The organism is Haloarchaeobius baliensis (assembly GCF_052060055.1).
GTDB classification, from domain to species: Archaea; Halobacteriota; Halobacteria; order Halobacteriales; family Natrialbaceae; genus Haloarchaeobius; species Haloarchaeobius baliensis.
Genome location: NZ_JBPPFR010000001.1, coordinates 1,673,135 through 1,690,359 on the forward strand (window position 1 = coordinate 1,673,135; position 17,225 = coordinate 1,690,359).

Consider the following 17,225-nt stretch of genomic DNA (forward strand, 5'->3'; position numbering starts at 1 on the left):
GGTCAGTTCTCCCTTCGTTTTCGCCCGTGCAGTTCCAGATGGAGCCGGTCCCGGAGCGTCCGCTGGAGCGACCGCGCCGTCGCGGCGTCGATGTCGAACGCAGTCGGCGTCGCCCTGACGAGCGTGCTCGAACTCGCGGTGTCGACGACGAGCGACGCGAGCGCGAGCCGGCGCTGGAACACGGTGGCCTCGCTGACCACGGTCTGGAGCCGGAAGTAGGGGACGACCTGGGTGCGCCGTCGCCAGAAGCCGGTGCGGACGACGACGGACTCCTCCCCGACGTGGTAGCCCCGACTCGCCCACTTCAGGTGTGCAGCGGGGGGCACCAGGATGAACAGCGCGGCGGGCAGGTACCAGAGCGTGAACCCGACAACCACGGTCGAGACCGCGTACGCGACGGCGAGCAGGCCGCCGACGAGCAGCCCGTACCGGACGCCGTAGCGCCGCCGTGCACGCTTCGGCGGCCGGTCGAACTCGGGGTCGGAGAACTCCCCGAGTTCGCGTGCGAGCCGAACGACGCGCTGCCGCTCGGCGACCGGGATGGCGGACTGGCTCCCCTGCTCGGCGCGCTGGCCGGCGTAGCCCGCCGTCTCGACGTCGAGGGCGGCGTAGCCGAGCAGCCGCATCGCCAGCGACTCGCGGAGAGTCACGGTCTGGATCTTGTCGGTCGGGATGGAGCCGGAGTACCGCTGGACCAGCCCGCGCTCGTAGACGAGGTCGGTGCCGCTCCGGGCGAGCGTGAAGCCGTAGTAGCCGAGCGTCGACAGCGCACCGCTGACGAGGTAGGAGCCGAAGAGCACCAGCGGGAGGGAGACGAGCAGGAGCACGAGCAGCTGGTCCGGGGTCGCCTCCCAGAGGTCGAGCGTCTCGGGGCCGCCGAACGGGTCCGCGGTGGCCAGCAGGAGCTCGGCGGCCAGCTCGGGCAGGACGGGGATGCCGATGATGACCAGCACGATGGCCCCCGGCCGGAACCGCGTGATGGAGAGCACGACCAGCTCGATGGGCGTGATGGCAAAGAGCGGCTCCAGCCCGTCGGCGGTCCCTGTTCCCGCCTCGCGCTCCGTCGTCGTCGGTTCGGCAGGGACGCCCTCGGCGGTGGCCTCGTCGCCGGGGACGGTCGCGGAGGGGTCGGCCTCGGTGGCGCGCGCGGAGCTGTCCCGCCGCTCGCGGATCTCCCGCTGGAGCCGGTTCGCCTCGGCGAGCGAGACCACGGAGAGCTCCGCCTCGGTGCCGCCACCGCCGGCGGTCTCGATGCGGACGACGGCGACGCCGAGCAGGCGATGCCAGAGGCTCTGGGAGATGTCGACGTTCTGGATGCGTCGGAGCGGTATCTCGCGCTCGGTCCGCCCGACGACGCCGGCGGCGAAGTCGAACGTGTCCGCGGTCAGCTCGTACTCGAACCGGAGGTAGGAGGCGACCCCGTAGCCGGCCCCGAGCAGTCCGAACAGTGGCGCGACCACGAACAGCAGCTCGATGATGCTGCCGCCGAAGTCCATCCCGAGCAGCGCCCGTGCGGCTGTGGAGCCGACGAGCAGGAAGAAGAAGGGGATGGAGAGTCCGTTGATCCCGTACCGCAGCGCGCGGACGACGGCGGTGACCGGGTGCAGCCGCCTCATACGGCGTCCTCCGGCTCGCTCTCGACCGCGAGCTCGCGGAGCTCGTTCCGCAGCCGCCTCGCTCGCTCGGGCGGCAGCCCGGGGACGGTCACGTCCGCGCCGCGCGACCCGGCGGTGTAGACGACGACCGTGGAGAGTCCGAGGGTGCGGTCGACCGGCGAGCGTTGCGTGTCGACGTGCTGGACGCGGACGTACGGCACCGCCGTCTCGACGCGCGTGAGCACGCCGCGTTCGAGGTAGAGCGCGTCGTCCTGCAGCTCGAAGCGCCAGTCGCGGTACAGCAGGATGGCGTGGGCCGTCCCGAGCAGCAGTCCGAGGAGGCCGACGGCGAGTCCGGGCAGGAACGTCGAGACGCCGAGCTCGGCGAGCCGGTCCTCGAAGAACACGGCTGGAACAGTGACGACGACGGCCAGCAGCACGGCCACGATGACGGCGCGCACCACCCACCTGATCCGGACTCTCGCGTGAAGGGCTTCCATAGCCGGGGGCTCGGCCCGGGCACACAAATAGCGGCGGGGTCGACGGCGGGCCGCGCGGTTCAGTCCTCGACTTCCTCGGGGGTGTACGTCTTGAGCTCCAGGGCGTGGATTTCCGTCGTCATGTGCTCGCCGAGGGCGTCGTAGACGAGCTCGTGCTGCTGGACCAGCGGCAGGCCGTCGAACGCGGGCGAGACGACCGTCGCGCGCAGGTGGTCGTCGTCGTGCTCGCCGCGGGCGCGTTCGACGGTGGCTTCGCAGTCCTCGATGCCGGCCTCGATGAGTTCGGCGACCTCGTCGGGGTTCATGCGTTTCGATGCGGGTTCGAGGGAGAAAAAGGGACAGCTTCCGGGCGCCCCCCGTCGGGCGACCCGCGGTCAGGTCCAGCGGTCGAGCCCGGTCTGGGTGAGCGCGTCCTCGATGCGCTCGAAGCCGCGGTCGACCTCGCTCTCGTCGACCTCCCACTCGTCGACGACGTAGGTGCGGGCGGCCTCGATGTCGGGGTCGAGGTCGGTGTCGAACGTGTACTCGTCGGTGACGTTCGGGTTCCGGAACAGCTCGCGGACGAGGTCGGCGTTCTCGACGTAGACGTCCTCGTGCTCGAAGACGCCCCAGAGGTCGCCGTGCTCCCGGACCTTCTTCAGGGCTGTCTTCGGGCCGTAGCCGTGGACGCCCTCGTTGAAGTCGGTGCCACAGAGGATGGCGACGTCGACGAGCTGTTCGAGCGAGACGTCGAGCTCGGCGAGCGTCTCCTCGAGAGTCATGCGCTCGGGGTCGCCCTTGCTGGTGAGCTGGCGGAGTGTGACGGGTGCACCGAACAGCAGCGCGTCGTAGTCCTCGGTGCCGACGTACGCCGCGTCGCCGCGCTTGGCGATGTGGGCGCACTGTGCCTCGCCCTCCGCCGGCGCCTCGACGACCGGGACGTCGAGGAGTTCGAGCAGCTCGCGGCTCGTCTCCTGGATGACCGGCGTGAGCCGCTGGGTGGCGGACTCCAGTCGGGCAACCTCGACGGCGTCGCCCGCGTCACGGGCGTCCTCGAGCTGCGATTCGTACCTCTCGCGCTGCTCGCGTCGCTCCTGGATCTCGTCGGCCTTCAGCTCGGACGGGCCGCCGTCGAACACCATCACCGGGTTGAGGTCGTGTTCGAGGAACTTCGGGAGCCCCTGGACGATGCCGACGAGGTTCGCGACCTCGGTGCCGTCCGCGGTCGTGTACTTGCTGTCGCTCGTCCACCGGACGGTCGTCGTGAGGTATCGGTAGAGCCAGTTGTGGGCGTCGACCGCGACGACGCCCGGGTCGAGTTCGTCGAACGGGACCGTCTCGATGTGCGCGAGGTCCCGGAGGTCTGCGTTACCCATTGGCCGTCCTACGGCCCGGGTGGCTTCAATCCTGGCGGTCCCGGTCCGCCCCATCGGGTGGCCGTCCACCGGCACTCTCGCCCCCGCCGGGCATCGACGGCGGGCCGCGCTCGCGCTTCTCGGCGACGAACGAGCGCTCGTCGTCGGAGAGATCCTCCCGTGCGGCGAAGACGTCGAGCCCGTCCCGATAGCGCGCCGGTGACCGGTCGCCGGGTCGTTCGAGCACGAGTTCGGCGATGCCGGTCTCCTCGCCGGTGAAGCCGAAGCCCGCCCGGTACAGCGCCTCGTAGGAGTAGGGGTTGTTGACCGCGATGCGGACGCGGTCGTAGCCGCGCTCACGGGCCCGGCCGTTCGTGAACCGGACGAGTCCGGGGCCGAGCCCCTCGCCGCGGTGGTCCTCGCGGACGGTGACGTACCGGAGCCAGAGCGTGTCCGGGTCGGTGCGGTCCTCGTTGAACGCGACGGCGGCGACGACGTGGTCGTCGAACTCGTCGTCGTCGCCCGTCTCGGCCGTCGGGTCGTGCGCCACGGCCTTCCCGGTCGATGACATGACGAACTTCCCTGCGTAGCTGAACCGCCGGTAGTCGAGCCGGAGCGTGGGCCGGTCCTCGGGCCAGCCGAGCAGTGCGAGTTCGAGGTCGCTCACGGTGGCTGCGACGGGTGGACGACACAACGCTCTTTCGACCATCCCGTCTCGTCGGTGCCGCTCTATCACGTTCAACGTCGTGAAACTGTGAGAACCGTACTCGATGGTGATGGTCTTTGGCAGGTTTTATCAGCCGATGCACGTGTTGGCTTCGGTGTATGCGACGATACCTAGCGATCGTACTCGCGTTCGCCGTCGTCGCCGCCGGGGTCCCGGTGGCGTCGGGTGCGGGCGCGCCGACAGGCCACGACACCGCCGCGGCGGTGTCGGGAACCACGGCTCCCGCGACACAGGGGCAGGCGATACCGACCGACAACGAGTCGGACAACTCGACGACCGTCACGCTCCTGACGTACAACGACGTCCAGACCGCGATGGCACAGAACACGACCGTCCCGCGGATGATCCACCTCATCAACGAACGTCGCGCGGCGCACGACAACCCAACCGTCGTCGTCGGCGGTGGCGACCAGGTCAGCCCGCATTCGCTGGCGCCGGTGAGCCAGTGGCGGCTGCCCGTCGAGGTGCTCAACGTCCTCCAGCCCGACGTGGAGGTCGTCGGCAATCACGACCTCGACTACGGCTTCGGGCCGGTCGCGAACTACTCGAACGCCTCGGAGTTCCCGTGGGTCATGGCGAACATCGTCCAGGCGGACTCTGGCGAGCCCATCCCCGGCACCGAGCCGTACACCGTCGTCGAGCGCGACGGCGTGCGCGTCGGCGTCATCGGCCTCGCCGACGAGCAGATCCTCGGCAAGACCGCCGTCGACTTCGACGAGCAGGGCTACGAGCTCCGCGACTACGCCGAGGTCGGACAGGAGTACGCGACCCAGCTCCGGGAGGAGGAGAACGTCGACGTCGTCGTCGTCGCCGGGCACTTCGGCATCCCGACCGCGCAGGACCTGGCCAACCGGACCAGCGGCATCGACGCCGTCGTCGTCGGCGACGACGAGGTCGAGTACCCGCCCGCCGAGACCGACGGCACCGTCATCGTCGAGGCCGAGGCCCGCGCCGAGCACGTCGGCGAGGTGAACCTCACCGTCGCCGACGGCGAGGTCACGAGCTGGAACGGCCGGCTCCTCTCGGTCACCGAGAACACGACGAAGAACGAGACCGCGGATCGCATCATCACCGAGACTCGCGGCGAGGCGCTCTCCCGCGTCGTCGGCGAGACGCGGACCGAACTCGACGCCCGATTCGCGTCGAACTACCACGACGAGACCGCGCTCGGCAACCTCATCACCGACGCGTTCCGCTGGAAGGAAGGATCCGAGATCGCCATCACGAACGCCGGCGGTATCCGCTCGAACTCGGTGTACGGACCGGGCGAGGTCACCGTCGGCGACGTGTACAACGTGCTCCCGTTCGGGAACACCCTCGTCACCGTCGAGCTGACCGGCGACGAGGTCACACAGCTACTCGAGAGCCAGGTCGTCACGATGGAGAGCGAGACCGGCCAGCAGTACGGTGCCGAACCGCAGCTCCAGGTCTCCGGCATCACCTACGAGTACGTCCCCCACGAGGACGTGCCCGCCGACCAGCGCATCCAGGACGTCTGGGTCGGCGGCGAGCCGCTGCAGGACGACGAGACCTACACCGTCACCGTGAACTCCTACATGGCCGGCTGGGAGGGCTCGGTGCTGGAGAACGCGACCCGGGTCAGCGAGACGCAGGACCTCTACGGCACGGTCACGCTCTCGTACATCCAGGCCCACAGCCCCGTCGAGCCGACCGACGCGGACCGCATCCGACGCGTGAATCACCTCTCCGGGGAGGCTCCCGTCACCCTCGATGGCGAGGGCACGGTGACCGCGGAGTTCGCGCTCCCGGCGAACGCGACCGACCTGCGGCACTTCTACGCGACCGCGAACGCCTCGACGATGGTCGAGGCACAGACCGTCAGGGTCGGCGAGGAGACGGTCACGGTCAACTTCTCGGACTACGAGCTCCGTCAGCTCGCGAGCGAGGACGTGGAGCTGCAGGTGTACGGCAGCTACAACAGCAGCAGCGTCGAGACGGTCTACTTCGACAGTCTCCGGATGGCCGGCGACCTCGACGTGACGATGGAGTCGCCCGAGACGGCGACCCCGACCGCGACGGCCACGCCGACTGCCGCACCGACCACCGCGGCAGGCACGACGGCCGCTGGAACGACGACCGACGCACCCGCAACGACCGAGGAGGGTGACGACGGCGGCTCCCCCGGCTTCGGGCCCGGCGTCGCACTGGTCGCGCTCGTCGCCGCCGCCCTCGTCGCGCTCCGACGCCGGTAACGGCCGACTTCGACGACAGGCAGCGGCACGCAGCAACGGACCGCTTCCGACGCACATTTTTCGATGCCACGCCAACGGGCAGCCGTGACGCTCCCGAGCGCGCTCGTGACGCTGCAGACCGCTATCGAGAGCGTCCCGCTCGACCTGCTGGTCTCGGTGCTGCGCCGGGTGCTGTACATCCTCGTCTTCATCGGCATCGGGCTCACCCTCGCGAACCTCGCCGTCGAGTTCGGCCTGGTCGAGTACGTCGCGGTCCTCTCACGCCCGCTGACCGCGCCCGCGAACCTCCCGGACGAGGTCGGGACCGCCATCCTCTCGACGGCCGCCTCGCCGACCGCCGGCTACGGCATGCTCGCCGAGTTCCGCGAGGAGGGTATCCTCGGCGACCGCGCGACGCTCGTCGCCGTCACCATCAACACGTTCTTCGGCTTCGTCCAGCACATCTTCACGTTCTACGTGCCCGTGCTCATCCCCATCCTCGGCCTCCGCGTCGGCCTGCTGTACGTCGGGTCCCGTGCGGCCATCTCGCTCGCCATCACCCTCACGGGCATCGTCGCTGGCGCGGTACTGCTCTCGCCGGCGGACGACGCGTCGGAGGAGCTTCCGGACGGCGTCGCGAGTGACGGTGGCTCTGGATTCGGCGACGACCATACCGAGGAGGAACCGCGAACCCGTCGCGAGACCGTCGTCGACGCGCTGGCGAGCACCCGCGACAAGCTCCGCGATATCGCCCCGCGGCTCGTCCTCGTCTACACGTTCGTCGCCGTGCTCACCGCCAGCGTCGACATCTCCGCGTTCACCGTCGTCGCCGAGCCCGTGACCGGCCTGCTCGGCCTACCCGGCGAGGCCGCGGCCGTCGTCGCCGTCTTCGCCATCGACACCACCAGCGGCGCGGCGTTCGTCGCACCGATGCTCGGCGACCCGTTCACGCCCGAGACCGCCGTCGCCACGATGCTCGTCGGCGGCATCGTCTCCTTCGCCTTCTCGACGTTCAAGCGGTCCATCCCGTTCCAGTTCGGCATCTGGGGCCCGGAGTTCGGGACGAAGGTCGTCGTCGTCAACACCGTCCTGAAGGTGGTGTTCATCGCCGCGGCGCTCGCCGTGCTGCTGGTCCCCTGAGCGCTCGGGACCGCGGACAACAATGTTTTTATCTCGAAGCTGAAACTTCCGCGTGTGCCCTCCCTCGACTACAAACTCGGCCTCTCAGTCGGCTCGTACGTCGGACTCCTCGTCGCCTTCGGCACCGCACTGGTGCTCGACACCGGCCTGTCCGAACCGACGGTCCAGGCTGCCGGCATCCTGACGTGTCTGTTCGTCGGCAGTGTCTTCGCCCGCCGGCCAGCCCTCGCTACCCCTGTCCTCAGATACCACGTCCTCTCGGTCTCGCTCACCGCCCACATCGGTGGCATCCTCGTCCTGCTGGCCCTGAATTCGCGCGACGGGGCGACGGCGGTCGAGTCACTCCTGTTCCCCCTCATCTTCAGCGCGGGCGCCGGTCTCTTCGCGTTCATCTTCGTCCGCGACCGCCACGTCGAGGCGACGTTCGGCGGCCGAACGGCCCGCGTCAGCTGGTACGGTGGTCCACATCCGCGGACGATCAGACGGCTGCGTATCGTCGCCGTCCTCGCCGCCGTGACGGTCATCTCGGCCCCGTTCGTCTCGTTCCTCGTCGTCCCACACTGGGCGGGCTGGCTCGAATCCACCCGCCTCTGGGCGCTCCTCGGGGACATCGCCCCGACCATCATCGGCAGCGTCCTCGGTGCGTCCGTCGGGCTGTTCCTCTCACCCGACCGCGAGAAACGGTTCACGGTCTACGACGACGGTGTCGTGGTCCAGAACGGCGCCTCCGGCTTCCGGATCCCACTCGCCTGGTGGTACGTCCGCGGCTACGAGCTGACCGACCGCGAGCTCGTCGTCCACACCTGGTTCCCGCTGCAGGCGTTCCGCTTCGACCGGGTTCACTTCGAACAGCCCGACCGCGTCGTGGACATCCTCGCCGAGTACGTGCCCGAGCGTGGGACGACGCGGCTCTGAAACACTCCCGCTCCGTACTCAGGTGTGTTGCAGACATGCGCCGGCCGGGAGTCCCGTGAGCACCGCGAACGGGACGTCGGGTGGCGCAGGACCGACGGGAGTGGGCCGGACGGGATTTGAACCACGGTCGCTCCACTCCGTTCCGCTCCCTGGTTCAAAATCCCTCGGAGTTTCAGTCTCTCTCACGGTTCACTCGTCGCTACCGCTCCTCGTTCACGTGTTCGAGAGAATGCGCCGGCCGGGATTTGAACCACGGTCGGACATGCTCGCTCCGCTGCGCGTGTCCTCCCTGATTCAAATCCCTCTCGGCGAATTCTCTCACTTCGTTCGAGAAATGCGCCGGCCGGGATTTGAACCCGGGCCATGAGCTTGGAAGGCTCAGGTCCTACCACTAGACCACCGGCGCTTGCTCACTTCGTGATTGTCGCGGGGCACAATAAGACTCCTTCGGAAGCCGACGCCGCACCGGACCGCGAACCGCGGTGGTACGGAGTCGTTCGAAAGCGGTGATGAGAACCATCACCGATGACGCCCGAGCGAGCCGTGCGCGAGGGCCCACAGGGGCACGCGAATCCCACACCAACGGGTGTGCGCATCGCTACATTCCACGCGACGACTTAAGGTCTTTTCTGTTCGGTGACGACCGCGTAGCAGTTCCCAGAGGAGACGCGCGAGGATTCGACCGCGAGGTCGCTGGCGGCGAGGTCGGCGTCGAACTCCGCGGGACCGTAGATGTGGTAGAACCGCGGGACGACCTCGCCGCCGGGCAGTGTCCAGTCGACAGTCGTGTCGAACCCTTCCTCGGACTCTTCCTGGTCGCGCTGCTCACCGCTCGACCGCTCCGAGGAGCCGCCGCTTCGCGCCGGATTCTCGCTGTCGAATCGGTCGTGCGCGGTGCTCCACACCGAGACGAGCGCAGTCCCCCTGGGCGAGAGCACGCGGGCGAGCTCGTCGAGGCTCCGACGGCGGGCGTCGCGGGTGGGGAGGTGGTGCAACGTCGCGACGTACACCGCGAGGTCGACGCTGTCGGTCGCGAGCGGGAGTGCGGCGGCGTCGGCCTGCACGAGATCGACGGCGAACCCGCGCTCCCGGGCACGGACCCGAGCGGTCGCGAGCAGGCCCGCGGAGAGGTCGGCGCCGACGACGCGCTCACAGCGGTCCGCGAGGAGCTCCGCGTGGCGGCCGTTGCCACAGCCGAGGTCCAGCCCCAGACCCCCAGCGCGGTCGGCGAGGAAGGACTCGACCTCGGGCCAGGCGTACTCCCGGGTCTCGGCGAAGTGGTCCGCGATGCGGTCGTACGTCGCCCGCGTCGTGCTCGGCGACCGGTCCATAGCGGGAAGGTCGTCCCGCAGCCCGTTAGCGGTTCCGTTCGCTCACGGGCCCGGGATGAGGACGATGAAGCAGGCGTACGCCAGTGCGACGAGGATGGCGGCGTGCTTCGCGCCGGTGCGGACGTCCCCGGAGGAGAGCTGGCCAGCGACGAACCCGGAGAGCAGCCCCTGGATGACGGTGGTGTGGAAGAAGACCAGCGTGTACTCCGCCTTGTCGATGCCGCCGGTGCCACCCACGCCGCCGACCGCGGGGACGCCGGAGGCACCGGACTGTCCCGCGCCGGTGCCGTTGATGACGGTGCTGGTGCCGCTGTCCGGGAGGTTCGGGATGAGCACCGTCGAGAGCACGACGATGATGAACAGGAAGACGAAGAAGGCGATGTAGACGACCGCCATGTAGGTGAGCATCTCCTGTCTGCGGGCGCGCTTGAGCCGGCGGTCCGCCTTCGCCTGTCCCGCAGCGATGCGCAGCACGCTCGCGAGGTCGCCGCTGGCGTTCATCGCCTGCGTCGTCAGCGTGACGACTCGCGAGATGATGGAGGTCCGCAGGCGCGACTCGAACCGTCGGAGTGCGGTCTCGACGTCCGCACCCCAGCGGATGTCCGCCCAGACGCGTTCGAGCTCCATGTCGAGCGCGCCGAGCTCGCTCCGGCGGACCCGTTCGATGGACTCGACGACGGTCATCCCGGCCTCGTTGACGCTGGCGAGCCGGTCGAGCAGGTCCGGCACCGCGGACTCGATGGCCTCGGCCCGTCGCCGGTGGACCTCGAAGGCGATGGCGAACGTCCCGACGACGAACAGGAGCGTCTGGATGAGCACGTCGTCGAACGAGCGGATGTCGAGTCCGCTCGCCGTGAGACTCGCCGGGAGCCGGAGCGCGACGATCGACAGCGCGAGGGGGACCGTCACCCAGAGCACCGTCACCGGGCGTTCGATGACCGTCCGCACCGGGTTGCCGAGCTTCGACCGGAGCCAGCGGAACCGCCGGTAGGCCTCGAGCCGGTTCCGGTTCGCCACGGCACGGTCGGCGCCCGAGGGTTCGGTGCCCGTGGCCTGCTCGTAGCCGCCGTCGGTCTGGGCACCCGTGTTCCGTGCTCCGTCGGCGAGGCGGACTCCCGCGAGGCCGTCGACCGGGGCATCGACGTCCTCGTAGCCGCGTCCGGCAGACAGCGTGTCGGTCACGGAGAGCAGGTAGATGAGGAAGGCCAGGTTCGACGCCGGGAGGATGACGTAGACGAACACGCGCAGCGGTTCGAGCGTGTTGCCGACCGCGATGCCGATGACGACGAGGATGGTGATGAGGAACAGCGGCCCGGCGACGAGGACGGTGACGTACGCCTCGGCGAGCGTCGCGAGCAGGTCCAGCAGCTTCTCCTGCTGTGACTCGGCCTCCTCCTGGAAGTCCCGGTACTGCTGTTCGAGGAACGACGAGAGCGAGCGCCCGGACTGGAGCACGCTCGCGAGGTTCTCGGAGAACTCCTTGAACTGCGAGCTCGGCGACCGCCGGGCCATCGTCTGGATGGCCGTGATCATGTCCTGGCCGAACATGTCCATGTTCCGGACCGCGACCCGGACCTCGTTGGCGGACTCGCCGTAGATGCCGTCGTTCTCCGCGAGGATGCGCAGCACCTTCGGGAACTCCATGCCCGAGCGCGACAGGGCGTAGATGAACGCGATGGTACGCGGTAGCGACGCCTCGATGCGGCGCTCGCGTTCGTCGGCGACGTACTGGGGGTACCACCAGCGCAGCCAGTACGTGAATCCTGCGAAGGCGACGCCGAGGGTCAGGCTCGTCACGAGCATCAGCCCGAAGAGCTCGAGCACCGACAGCGACGGGAGCCCGACGAAGTCGGTGAGGAAGTGCAGCTCGGGTGGCGCCGTCTGCCGGATGGTCTCGGCGTCGATGGAGAGCAGGGCCAGCCCGAGCCAGATGACGTACATCCCCATGATGGTCCCGGCGACGGCGAACACCGCGCTGTACAGCATCGTCTTCGCCGAGTAGGTCCGGTACGTCGTCGGCATGTGCGCCGCACGGAGCTGCTTCTTCCGGATGGCCTTGTTCCGTCCCTTGCTGCTCGCGTACGTTCCGAAGATGAGGAGGGCGAACCGGGAGACGACGCGGTCCGCGTGGACACTCACGGGGGCGGCGAGCACCGGCAGCACGATGAACACCGCAAGCACCAGCGGTATCCAGGTCGCCCAGGACATATCAGTCCGTCTCGGCCTCGGCCATCTCGCGGTCCTGATCGACCGTCTCGATGCGGGCCAGTGCGGCCTCGGAGTCGGCGTAGTACTCGTTTATCAGTGCCGTGAACCGCCGGTAGTCGTCGATGCCCTGGTCGCGGAGGTACTCGAGGAACCGCCGGCGGTTCCGCAGCTCCTGCAGGAGTTCCTGCTGGCTCCAGGCCCGTTCGTCGCGGATCTCGTCGAGTACCTGCGAGCCGGAGGAGCCGAACGTGTCGTCGTCTGCGTTCCAGGTGAACGCCGTGGAGTAGTCCAGCTCGCCCGTCCGCTGGTCGATACCCTCGATCTCCGCGACGGTCTTGTTCCGTCGCACGCGCTCGTTGTCGAACCTGGTGAGCGTCTGGACACAGAGGATGTCGAGGCTTTGGACCATCGACCGGGGGACGTTGATGGGCTCGTTCTCCAGCCGGTTGATGACGGTGCGGACGGAGTCGGCGTGCATCGTCGAGTACGTCGTGTGCCCGGTGTTCATCGCCTGGAACAGCGTGATTGCCTCCTCGCCGCGCACCTCGCCGACGATGATGTACTCGGGACGGTGGCGGAGCGCGCTCCTGAGGAGGTCGTACATCGTCACGTCGGTCCCCTCGTGCAGGCGCTCCCGCGTGACCGAGGAGAGCCAGTTGTCGTGGTACAGCGTCAGTTCGCGGGTGTCCTCGATGGTCAGCACCTTCGAGCGCGGCGGGATGAACATGGAGATGGCGTTCATGCTCGTCGTCTTCCCCGAGGCCGTCCCGCCGGCGAAGATGAGCGACTTGTTGCTCTCGATGGCGAGCCAGAGGTACGCCATCTGGTCCACGTTGAACGTGCCGTACTCCAGCAGGTCGATGGGCGTGAACGGCTCCTCGGCGTACTTTCGGATGGTGAACGCCGACCCCCGCGGAGTGACCTCCTCGCCAAGCGCCAGCTCGGCACGGGAGCCATCCGGGAGCGTCGTCTCGACCATCGGATCGCCGATAGAGATGTGCCGACCCGAGTGCTGGGCCAGCCGGACGACGAAGTTGTCGAGTTCCTCCTGCGGGAAGCGGACGTTCGTCTCGATGTCCGTGTACTCGTCGTGGTAGACGAACAGCGGCAGGTCGTAGCCGTCACAGGAGATGTCCTCGACGTGCGGGTCGTGCATGACGGGGTCGAGCTTGCCGTAGCCGCGGAACGCCCGCCAGAGGTAGTAGAACAGCTTGTGGTAGGTGGCCATGTCGACGTCGGCCCCGTACCGTTCGAGGTGGTCGAGCAGCGCGTCGTCGAGCACCTCGTCGGGGTCGTCATCCGCCACATCCCGCCTGTAGACGAGTGGGTCGCGGACGTCCTCGAACAGCGTCTCGAGCAGTGCGAGCTCGTACTCGTCGAGCTCGGGCTCGACGACGTGGTAGCGGTACTCGTTGGCCTCCGGGTCGTGGTTGATGCTGACGAAGGCGTACGGTGCGTTCACCCAGTACCGGTCGATCTCCTCCCAGCCGTCGAGTCCGTCGAAGGTGACGAGCTCGCCGTGGTCGTTCGGGTAGTACGGCTCGCGCGAGATGGTCGTCCCGCGCAGCATCTGGAGGGTGTGCTTGATGCGGTCGACGAGCGAGTCGCCTCTGCCGGAGGTGACCGCACCGGGTGTGACGGTGCCGTCGCTCTCGTCGCTCGAGATGGTGTTCGGTGCCTGGTGGCCTGGATCTGTCATGTGCGGTCGCCTCCCCGGGTGGCGTGACCGTTCGACGGGCGGAACGGTCGGTCTGAAAATCGATTGGGGGTACCGAGACTTAAATGAGGTGGCCAAAATATCGAACGAGAGCGGGCCGGCCGCGGACTCAGGCCCGGTCGGCGAACAGGTCGAGGATGCCGAAGGCGTAGAAGAAGACGACTCCGAGCAGTCCGATGGGGACGTAGACCCCCCAGCCCAGGATATCCGCGGGCTGGTTGGCGTGCAGCTGGACCGCCGCGGCGGTGAACGCGATACCGAGGGCGAGCATCGACGCACCGATGACGTAGACGCCGCGTCCCGGCAGCTTCTCGACCACGTCCGACTCGAAGTACATCAGGATGCTCACGACGACCGCGACGAGCAGCAGGACGGCCGCGAGCGTCCACACGAGATAGGCCGCCGCCTGTGCGGGGAACTGCCCGGCGTTGAGCGTGTAGTACTCCCAGGGCGTCCTGATGGTGGTCCCGTCGACGAGCCCCGTCCCGAACACGTACTGGATGCCGAAGAAGGGGAACCGGAGGACGACGAGTTCCGCGCCCTCGGCGCTGGAGGCACGGACGACCGACCACGGCAGCAGGACCGACAGCCACGTCGTGAGCACGGCGAACTCCTCGACGTACTCCGAGTTGATCCACACCATACCCACGAAGCCACACCGCCGGACGTAAAAGCTGTCGGTGCTCGACGCCGCCGAATCCTCTCGACGGAGAGACAGCTATCGCCGGCCGAAACCGGTGCAGTGCACGGCAGTCACCGGCCTGCCCCGGGCGTTACGTTCATACCCCGTGAGACCGAAGATAGGGACGTGGAATGAGGCGTGACTACTTCACTTTGCAGGTCAGCAACGTCGACTGGGTCGACGAGGACGGCAGCCCCGAGAAGCCGACAGTGACTATCTCGTTCGAGGGGCCGGTCGCGACACTGAGAGAGCGCCTCACCGGACCGGACGACGAGCCGCTCGACGCCGCCGAGACGGACGTGGCGTTCCGGCTCCAGACGGCGGTCGACGACGACGACGCACAGGGGGTCGTCAGCGTCACGAACCGGGTCACCGGTGACTTCGTGCTCGAGCTCAACGAGTCGGCCGCCAACGTGTTGCGGTTCATCCGGGCGGCGCGACGGTACGGCGAGCACGCGGGCGACGAGGGGGAGTACGGCGTCCACATCCTGCTGGACGGCGACGAGTTCGTCAGCTACGACAAGAGCACCTTCCTCGTCTACAACGCCGACGGGAACCTCCTGCGGAACCAGAGTCTCATCCCGAGCGGCGTCGAGCTCTAGAACCCGGTCCACTCGGTCGGGGTCCCCGCGACCCCGGCGACGCGACACTCCCGCGAGTCGAGCCCCTGTCTGGTCTCGACGACGCCGTCGAACAGCTGCCTGAGCGTGTTCATCGTCTGCTGGTCGTGGTTGTCGTCGAGCGTCGCGACTCCGAGACCCTCCACGCCGCTGAGGCGGCCGGTGAGGATGTGCGTGAACCGGAACACCGTCTTCACGTCGGCCTCCAGGAGCAGCTTCGAGAGGGAGTGCAGCCCGAGCCGGGTCGCCCCATCGCCCTCGCCGGCCCGTTCGAGGAACTCGGAGGCGGCCATCCCCATACTGCTGAAGTCCGACGGCGAGGCGACGTACTGGACGTTCGGGTCCGGCGGTGTTGGCTCGTCGCGTCGCTGCGAGACGCAGTCGACCACTGCGAGGTTGGGGGTGTCCGTGGCGGTCCTGCCCGAGACGTCGGCACGGACGCCCGGCGCACTCTTGTTCGTCGAGACGACCACGGCGTGCTGTCCCCGGTCGACCCCCGTCGCGAGCAGGTCACAGAGGAGGTCGTACTTTCCGACGCCCTGTGGACCGGTCAGCAGGAGGTTCGTCCCGGGTCGCAGCTCGCCGACCGGCAGGTGGTCGCTCACGTCGTACACGTGCTCACCCCACCACGCAACCGGGTCGCGGACATGACGACAGCGTACGGGATGCCGTCGCTTAAACCCCGGGCCCGCCGTCGGACGTGCGTATGCCACAAATTAAGTGTGCCTCGGGGCAACCCCCCGGTATGACACTGTTCGGGACGGCAGGGATACGAGGACCGGTCGCTGAGCGCGTCACACCGGAGCTTGCGATGGCGGTCGGCCGGGCGGCGGGCCGCGATGGCGACCGGTTCGTCGTCGGCCGTGACGGGCGGGACACCGGCCCCGCGCTGGCTGCCGCGATGGAGGCCGGGTTGGAGAGTTCGGGCGCGTCCGTCGTCCGGGTCGGTCAGCTGCCGACGCCCGCGCTCGCGTTCGCCTCTCGGGGGCGCCGCGGCGTGATGCTGACGGCCAGCCACAACCCGCCCGAGGACAACGGCATCAAGCTGTTCGACGACGGCGTCGAGTACGCCCGCGACGTCGAGGAGCGTATCGAGGGCCGTGTCGAGGGCGAGAACGACACCGTCCCGTGGGACGAGTGGGGCGACGGGCACACGGCGGCCGTGCTGGCGGACTACCGCGACGCGGTGGCCGAGTACGCCCGCGGGCTGGGACGGGACGGTGACGCCGTCGACGAACCGCTCGCCGACCTGCGCATCGCGGTCGACTGTGGCAACGGCATGGGCAGCGTAGCGACGCCACAGGTGCTCGGTGCGCTCGGGGCCGAGGTCGTCGCGGTCAACGCCAACGTCGACGGTCGCTTCCCGGGACGCCCGTCGAAGCCGACGCCGGAGACGCTGACCGAGTTCCTGTCGCTGCTCGCCGACGGTTCGTTCGACCTCGGTATCGCACACGACGGCGACGCCGACCGGATCGTCGTCGCGACCGGCGACGGCGAGGTCGTCCACGAGGACACGGTGCTGGCGATGCTCGCCGGCCTCTACACCCGCCGCAGCGACGCGGGTGACCCGGTGGTCGTGACGACGCCGAACGCCTCGGCTCGCATCGACGAGCAGGTCGAGGCGGCCGGCGGTCGCGTCGAGCGTGTCCGCCTGGGCGCGCTGCACGAGGGCATCGCCCGCGAGCGCGACGCAGGCGACGAGGAGACCGCGGTCGTGTTCGCCGCCGAGCCGTGGAAGCACATCCACACGGCCTTCGGCGGCTGGATCGACGGGGTCACGAGCGCCGCCGTCGTCTCGGCGCTCGTCGCGGACGCCGGCGGGCTGGCGGCACTCCGGGAACCGATCACAGAGCGGCCCTACCGGAAGGTGAGCGTCGACTGTCCCGACGCCGCGAAGGCCGGCGCCATGGAGCGACTCGAAACCACGCTGCCCGAGGCGTTCCCAGACGGCGACGTGGACACGGACTACGGCGTCCGCATCGACCTCCCGGACGGCTCCTGGGTGCTGGTCCGACCGAGCGGTACGGAGCCGTACGTCCGGGTCTACGCCGAGAGCGACGACGTTGACACACTGGTCGACGAGGCCACCGACGTCGTGGAGACCGCCGTCGCCGACGAGCGCTGACCGCGGGCGGTACGGGAGGCCCGCATTCTATTCCGGGCGGAGTGCTACACAATTTATATAATCGGCAGATTCTCTCCGGAGAGGCCCGTTACAGGGCGTCTCGCATTCCAAAGAGTTTTTTCGTGTGGTTGCAAAGGCT

The 17,225-nt window shown here is 68.7% G+C and carries 15 protein-coding genes and 1 tRNA gene; 5 read left to right on the forward strand and 11 right to left on the reverse strand.

What is annotated here, in order from left to right; all coding sequences use genetic code 11:
* Window positions 1-2 precede the first annotated feature (2 nt).
* From ACSG06_RS08455 to ACSG06_RS08475, 5 genes are all read right to left on the reverse strand, one after another.
* Window positions 3-1,616 carry a PH domain-containing protein gene (locus ACSG06_RS08455; protein WP_440989825.1) on the reverse strand — a complete coding sequence of 538 codons (1,614 nt, stop codon included), beginning with the start codon at window positions 1,614-1,616 and terminating at the stop codon, window positions 3-5.
* Window positions 1,613-2,095 (reverse strand): PH domain-containing protein, encoded by a 483-nt coding sequence (locus ACSG06_RS08460; RefSeq protein ID WP_440989826.1) that lies wholly within the window; start codon window positions 2,093-2,095, stop codon window positions 1,613-1,615. The genes ACSG06_RS08455 and ACSG06_RS08460 overlap by 4 nt, the downstream gene beginning before the upstream one ends.
* A 59-nt stretch (window positions 2,096-2,154) precedes the next feature.
* Complete coding sequence (locus tag ACSG06_RS08465) at window positions 2,155-2,400, reverse strand: BolA family protein (protein ID WP_440989827.1); 246 nt, start codon at window positions 2,398-2,400, stop codon at window positions 2,155-2,157.
* Window positions 2,401-2,469: 69 nt separating this feature from the next.
* Window positions 2,470-3,450: a flap endonuclease-1 gene (gene fen / locus ACSG06_RS08470; protein WP_440989828.1), complete on the reverse strand. Its 981-nt coding sequence runs from the start codon at window positions 3,448-3,450 to the stop codon at window positions 2,470-2,472.
* A gap of 25 nt (window positions 3,451-3,475) precedes the next feature.
* Window positions 3,476-4,096 (reverse strand): GNAT family N-acetyltransferase, encoded by a 621-nt coding sequence (locus ACSG06_RS08475; protein WP_440989829.1) that lies wholly within the window; start codon window positions 4,094-4,096, stop codon window positions 3,476-3,478.
* Window positions 4,097-4,254: 158 nt separating this feature from the next.
* Between ACSG06_RS08475 and ACSG06_RS08480 the strand changes: the two genes are divergently transcribed.
* The 3 genes from ACSG06_RS08480 (at window position 4,255) to ACSG06_RS08490 (ending at window position 8,403) form a co-directional block, all read left to right on the forward strand.
* Window positions 4,255-6,369 carry a bifunctional metallophosphatase/5'-nucleotidase gene (locus ACSG06_RS08480; RefSeq protein ID WP_440989830.1) on the forward strand — a complete coding sequence of 705 codons (2,115 nt, stop codon included), beginning with the start codon at window positions 4,255-4,257 and terminating at the stop codon, window positions 6,367-6,369.
* Window positions 6,370-6,432: 63 nt separating this feature from the next.
* Window positions 6,433-7,488, forward strand: coding sequence for a nucleoside recognition protein (locus tag ACSG06_RS08485; RefSeq protein WP_440989831.1), 1,056 nt, complete (start codon window positions 6,433-6,435; stop codon window positions 7,486-7,488).
* A 54-nt stretch (window positions 7,489-7,542) separates the two neighbouring features.
* Complete coding sequence (locus ACSG06_RS08490; RefSeq protein WP_440989832.1) at window positions 7,543-8,403, forward strand: hypothetical protein; 861 nt, start codon at window positions 7,543-7,545, stop codon at window positions 8,401-8,403.
* A 335-nt stretch (window positions 8,404-8,738) separates the two neighbouring features.
* On the opposite strand, the gene ACSG06_RS08495 is transcribed toward ACSG06_RS08490, so the two are convergent.
* The 5 genes from ACSG06_RS08495 to ACSG06_RS08515 all read right to left on the reverse strand — a co-directional run bounded on the left by ACSG06_RS08495 (window position 8,739) and on the right by ACSG06_RS08515 (window position 14,302).
* Window positions 8,739-8,809: transfer RNA gene (locus ACSG06_RS08495), tRNA-Gly, on the reverse strand.
* 211 nt (window positions 8,810-9,020) lie between these two features.
* Entirely contained in the window at window positions 9,021-9,734 is a 714-nt protein-coding gene (locus ACSG06_RS08500; RefSeq protein ID WP_440989833.1) for a class I SAM-dependent methyltransferase, read from the reverse strand.
* A gap of 42 nt (window positions 9,735-9,776) precedes the next feature.
* The gene (locus ACSG06_RS08505; RefSeq protein ID WP_440989834.1) at window positions 9,777-11,942 is read right to left on the reverse strand and encodes a type II secretion system F family protein; all 2,166 of its coding nucleotides are present in this window, start codon (window positions 11,940-11,942) and stop codon (window positions 9,777-9,779) included.
* A 1-nt stretch (window position 11,943) separates the two neighbouring features.
* Window positions 11,944-13,641 (reverse strand): type II/IV secretion system ATPase subunit, encoded by a 1,698-nt coding sequence (locus tag ACSG06_RS08510; protein WP_440989835.1) that lies wholly within the window; start codon window positions 13,639-13,641, stop codon window positions 11,944-11,946.
* A 127-nt stretch (window positions 13,642-13,768) separates the two neighbouring features.
* Window positions 13,769-14,302: a DUF7549 family protein gene (locus ACSG06_RS08515; RefSeq protein ID WP_440989836.1), complete on the reverse strand. Its 534-nt coding sequence runs from the start codon at window positions 14,300-14,302 to the stop codon at window positions 13,769-13,771.
* A 170-nt stretch (window positions 14,303-14,472) separates the two neighbouring features.
* On the opposite strand from ACSG06_RS08515, the gene ACSG06_RS08520 reads away from it, so the two are divergent.
* Window positions 14,473-14,943: a DUF5793 family protein gene (locus ACSG06_RS08520; RefSeq protein ID WP_440989837.1), complete on the forward strand. Its 471-nt coding sequence runs from the start codon at window positions 14,473-14,475 to the stop codon at window positions 14,941-14,943.
* Here the strand turns inward: ACSG06_RS08520 and ACSG06_RS08525 are convergent.
* Entirely contained in the window at window positions 14,940-15,575 is a 636-nt protein-coding gene (locus ACSG06_RS08525) for an RAD55 family ATPase (protein WP_440989838.1), read from the reverse strand. The genes ACSG06_RS08520 and ACSG06_RS08525 overlap by 4 nt on opposite strands.
* Window positions 15,576-15,706: 131 nt before the next feature.
* Here ACSG06_RS08525 and ACSG06_RS08530 point away from each other — a divergent pair, with 131 nt between their 5' ends.
* Entirely contained in the window at window positions 15,707-17,086 is a 1,380-nt protein-coding gene (locus ACSG06_RS08530) for a phosphopentomutase/phosphoglucosamine mutase (RefSeq protein ID WP_440989839.1), read from the forward strand.
* Window positions 17,087-17,225: the final 139 nt, after the last annotated feature.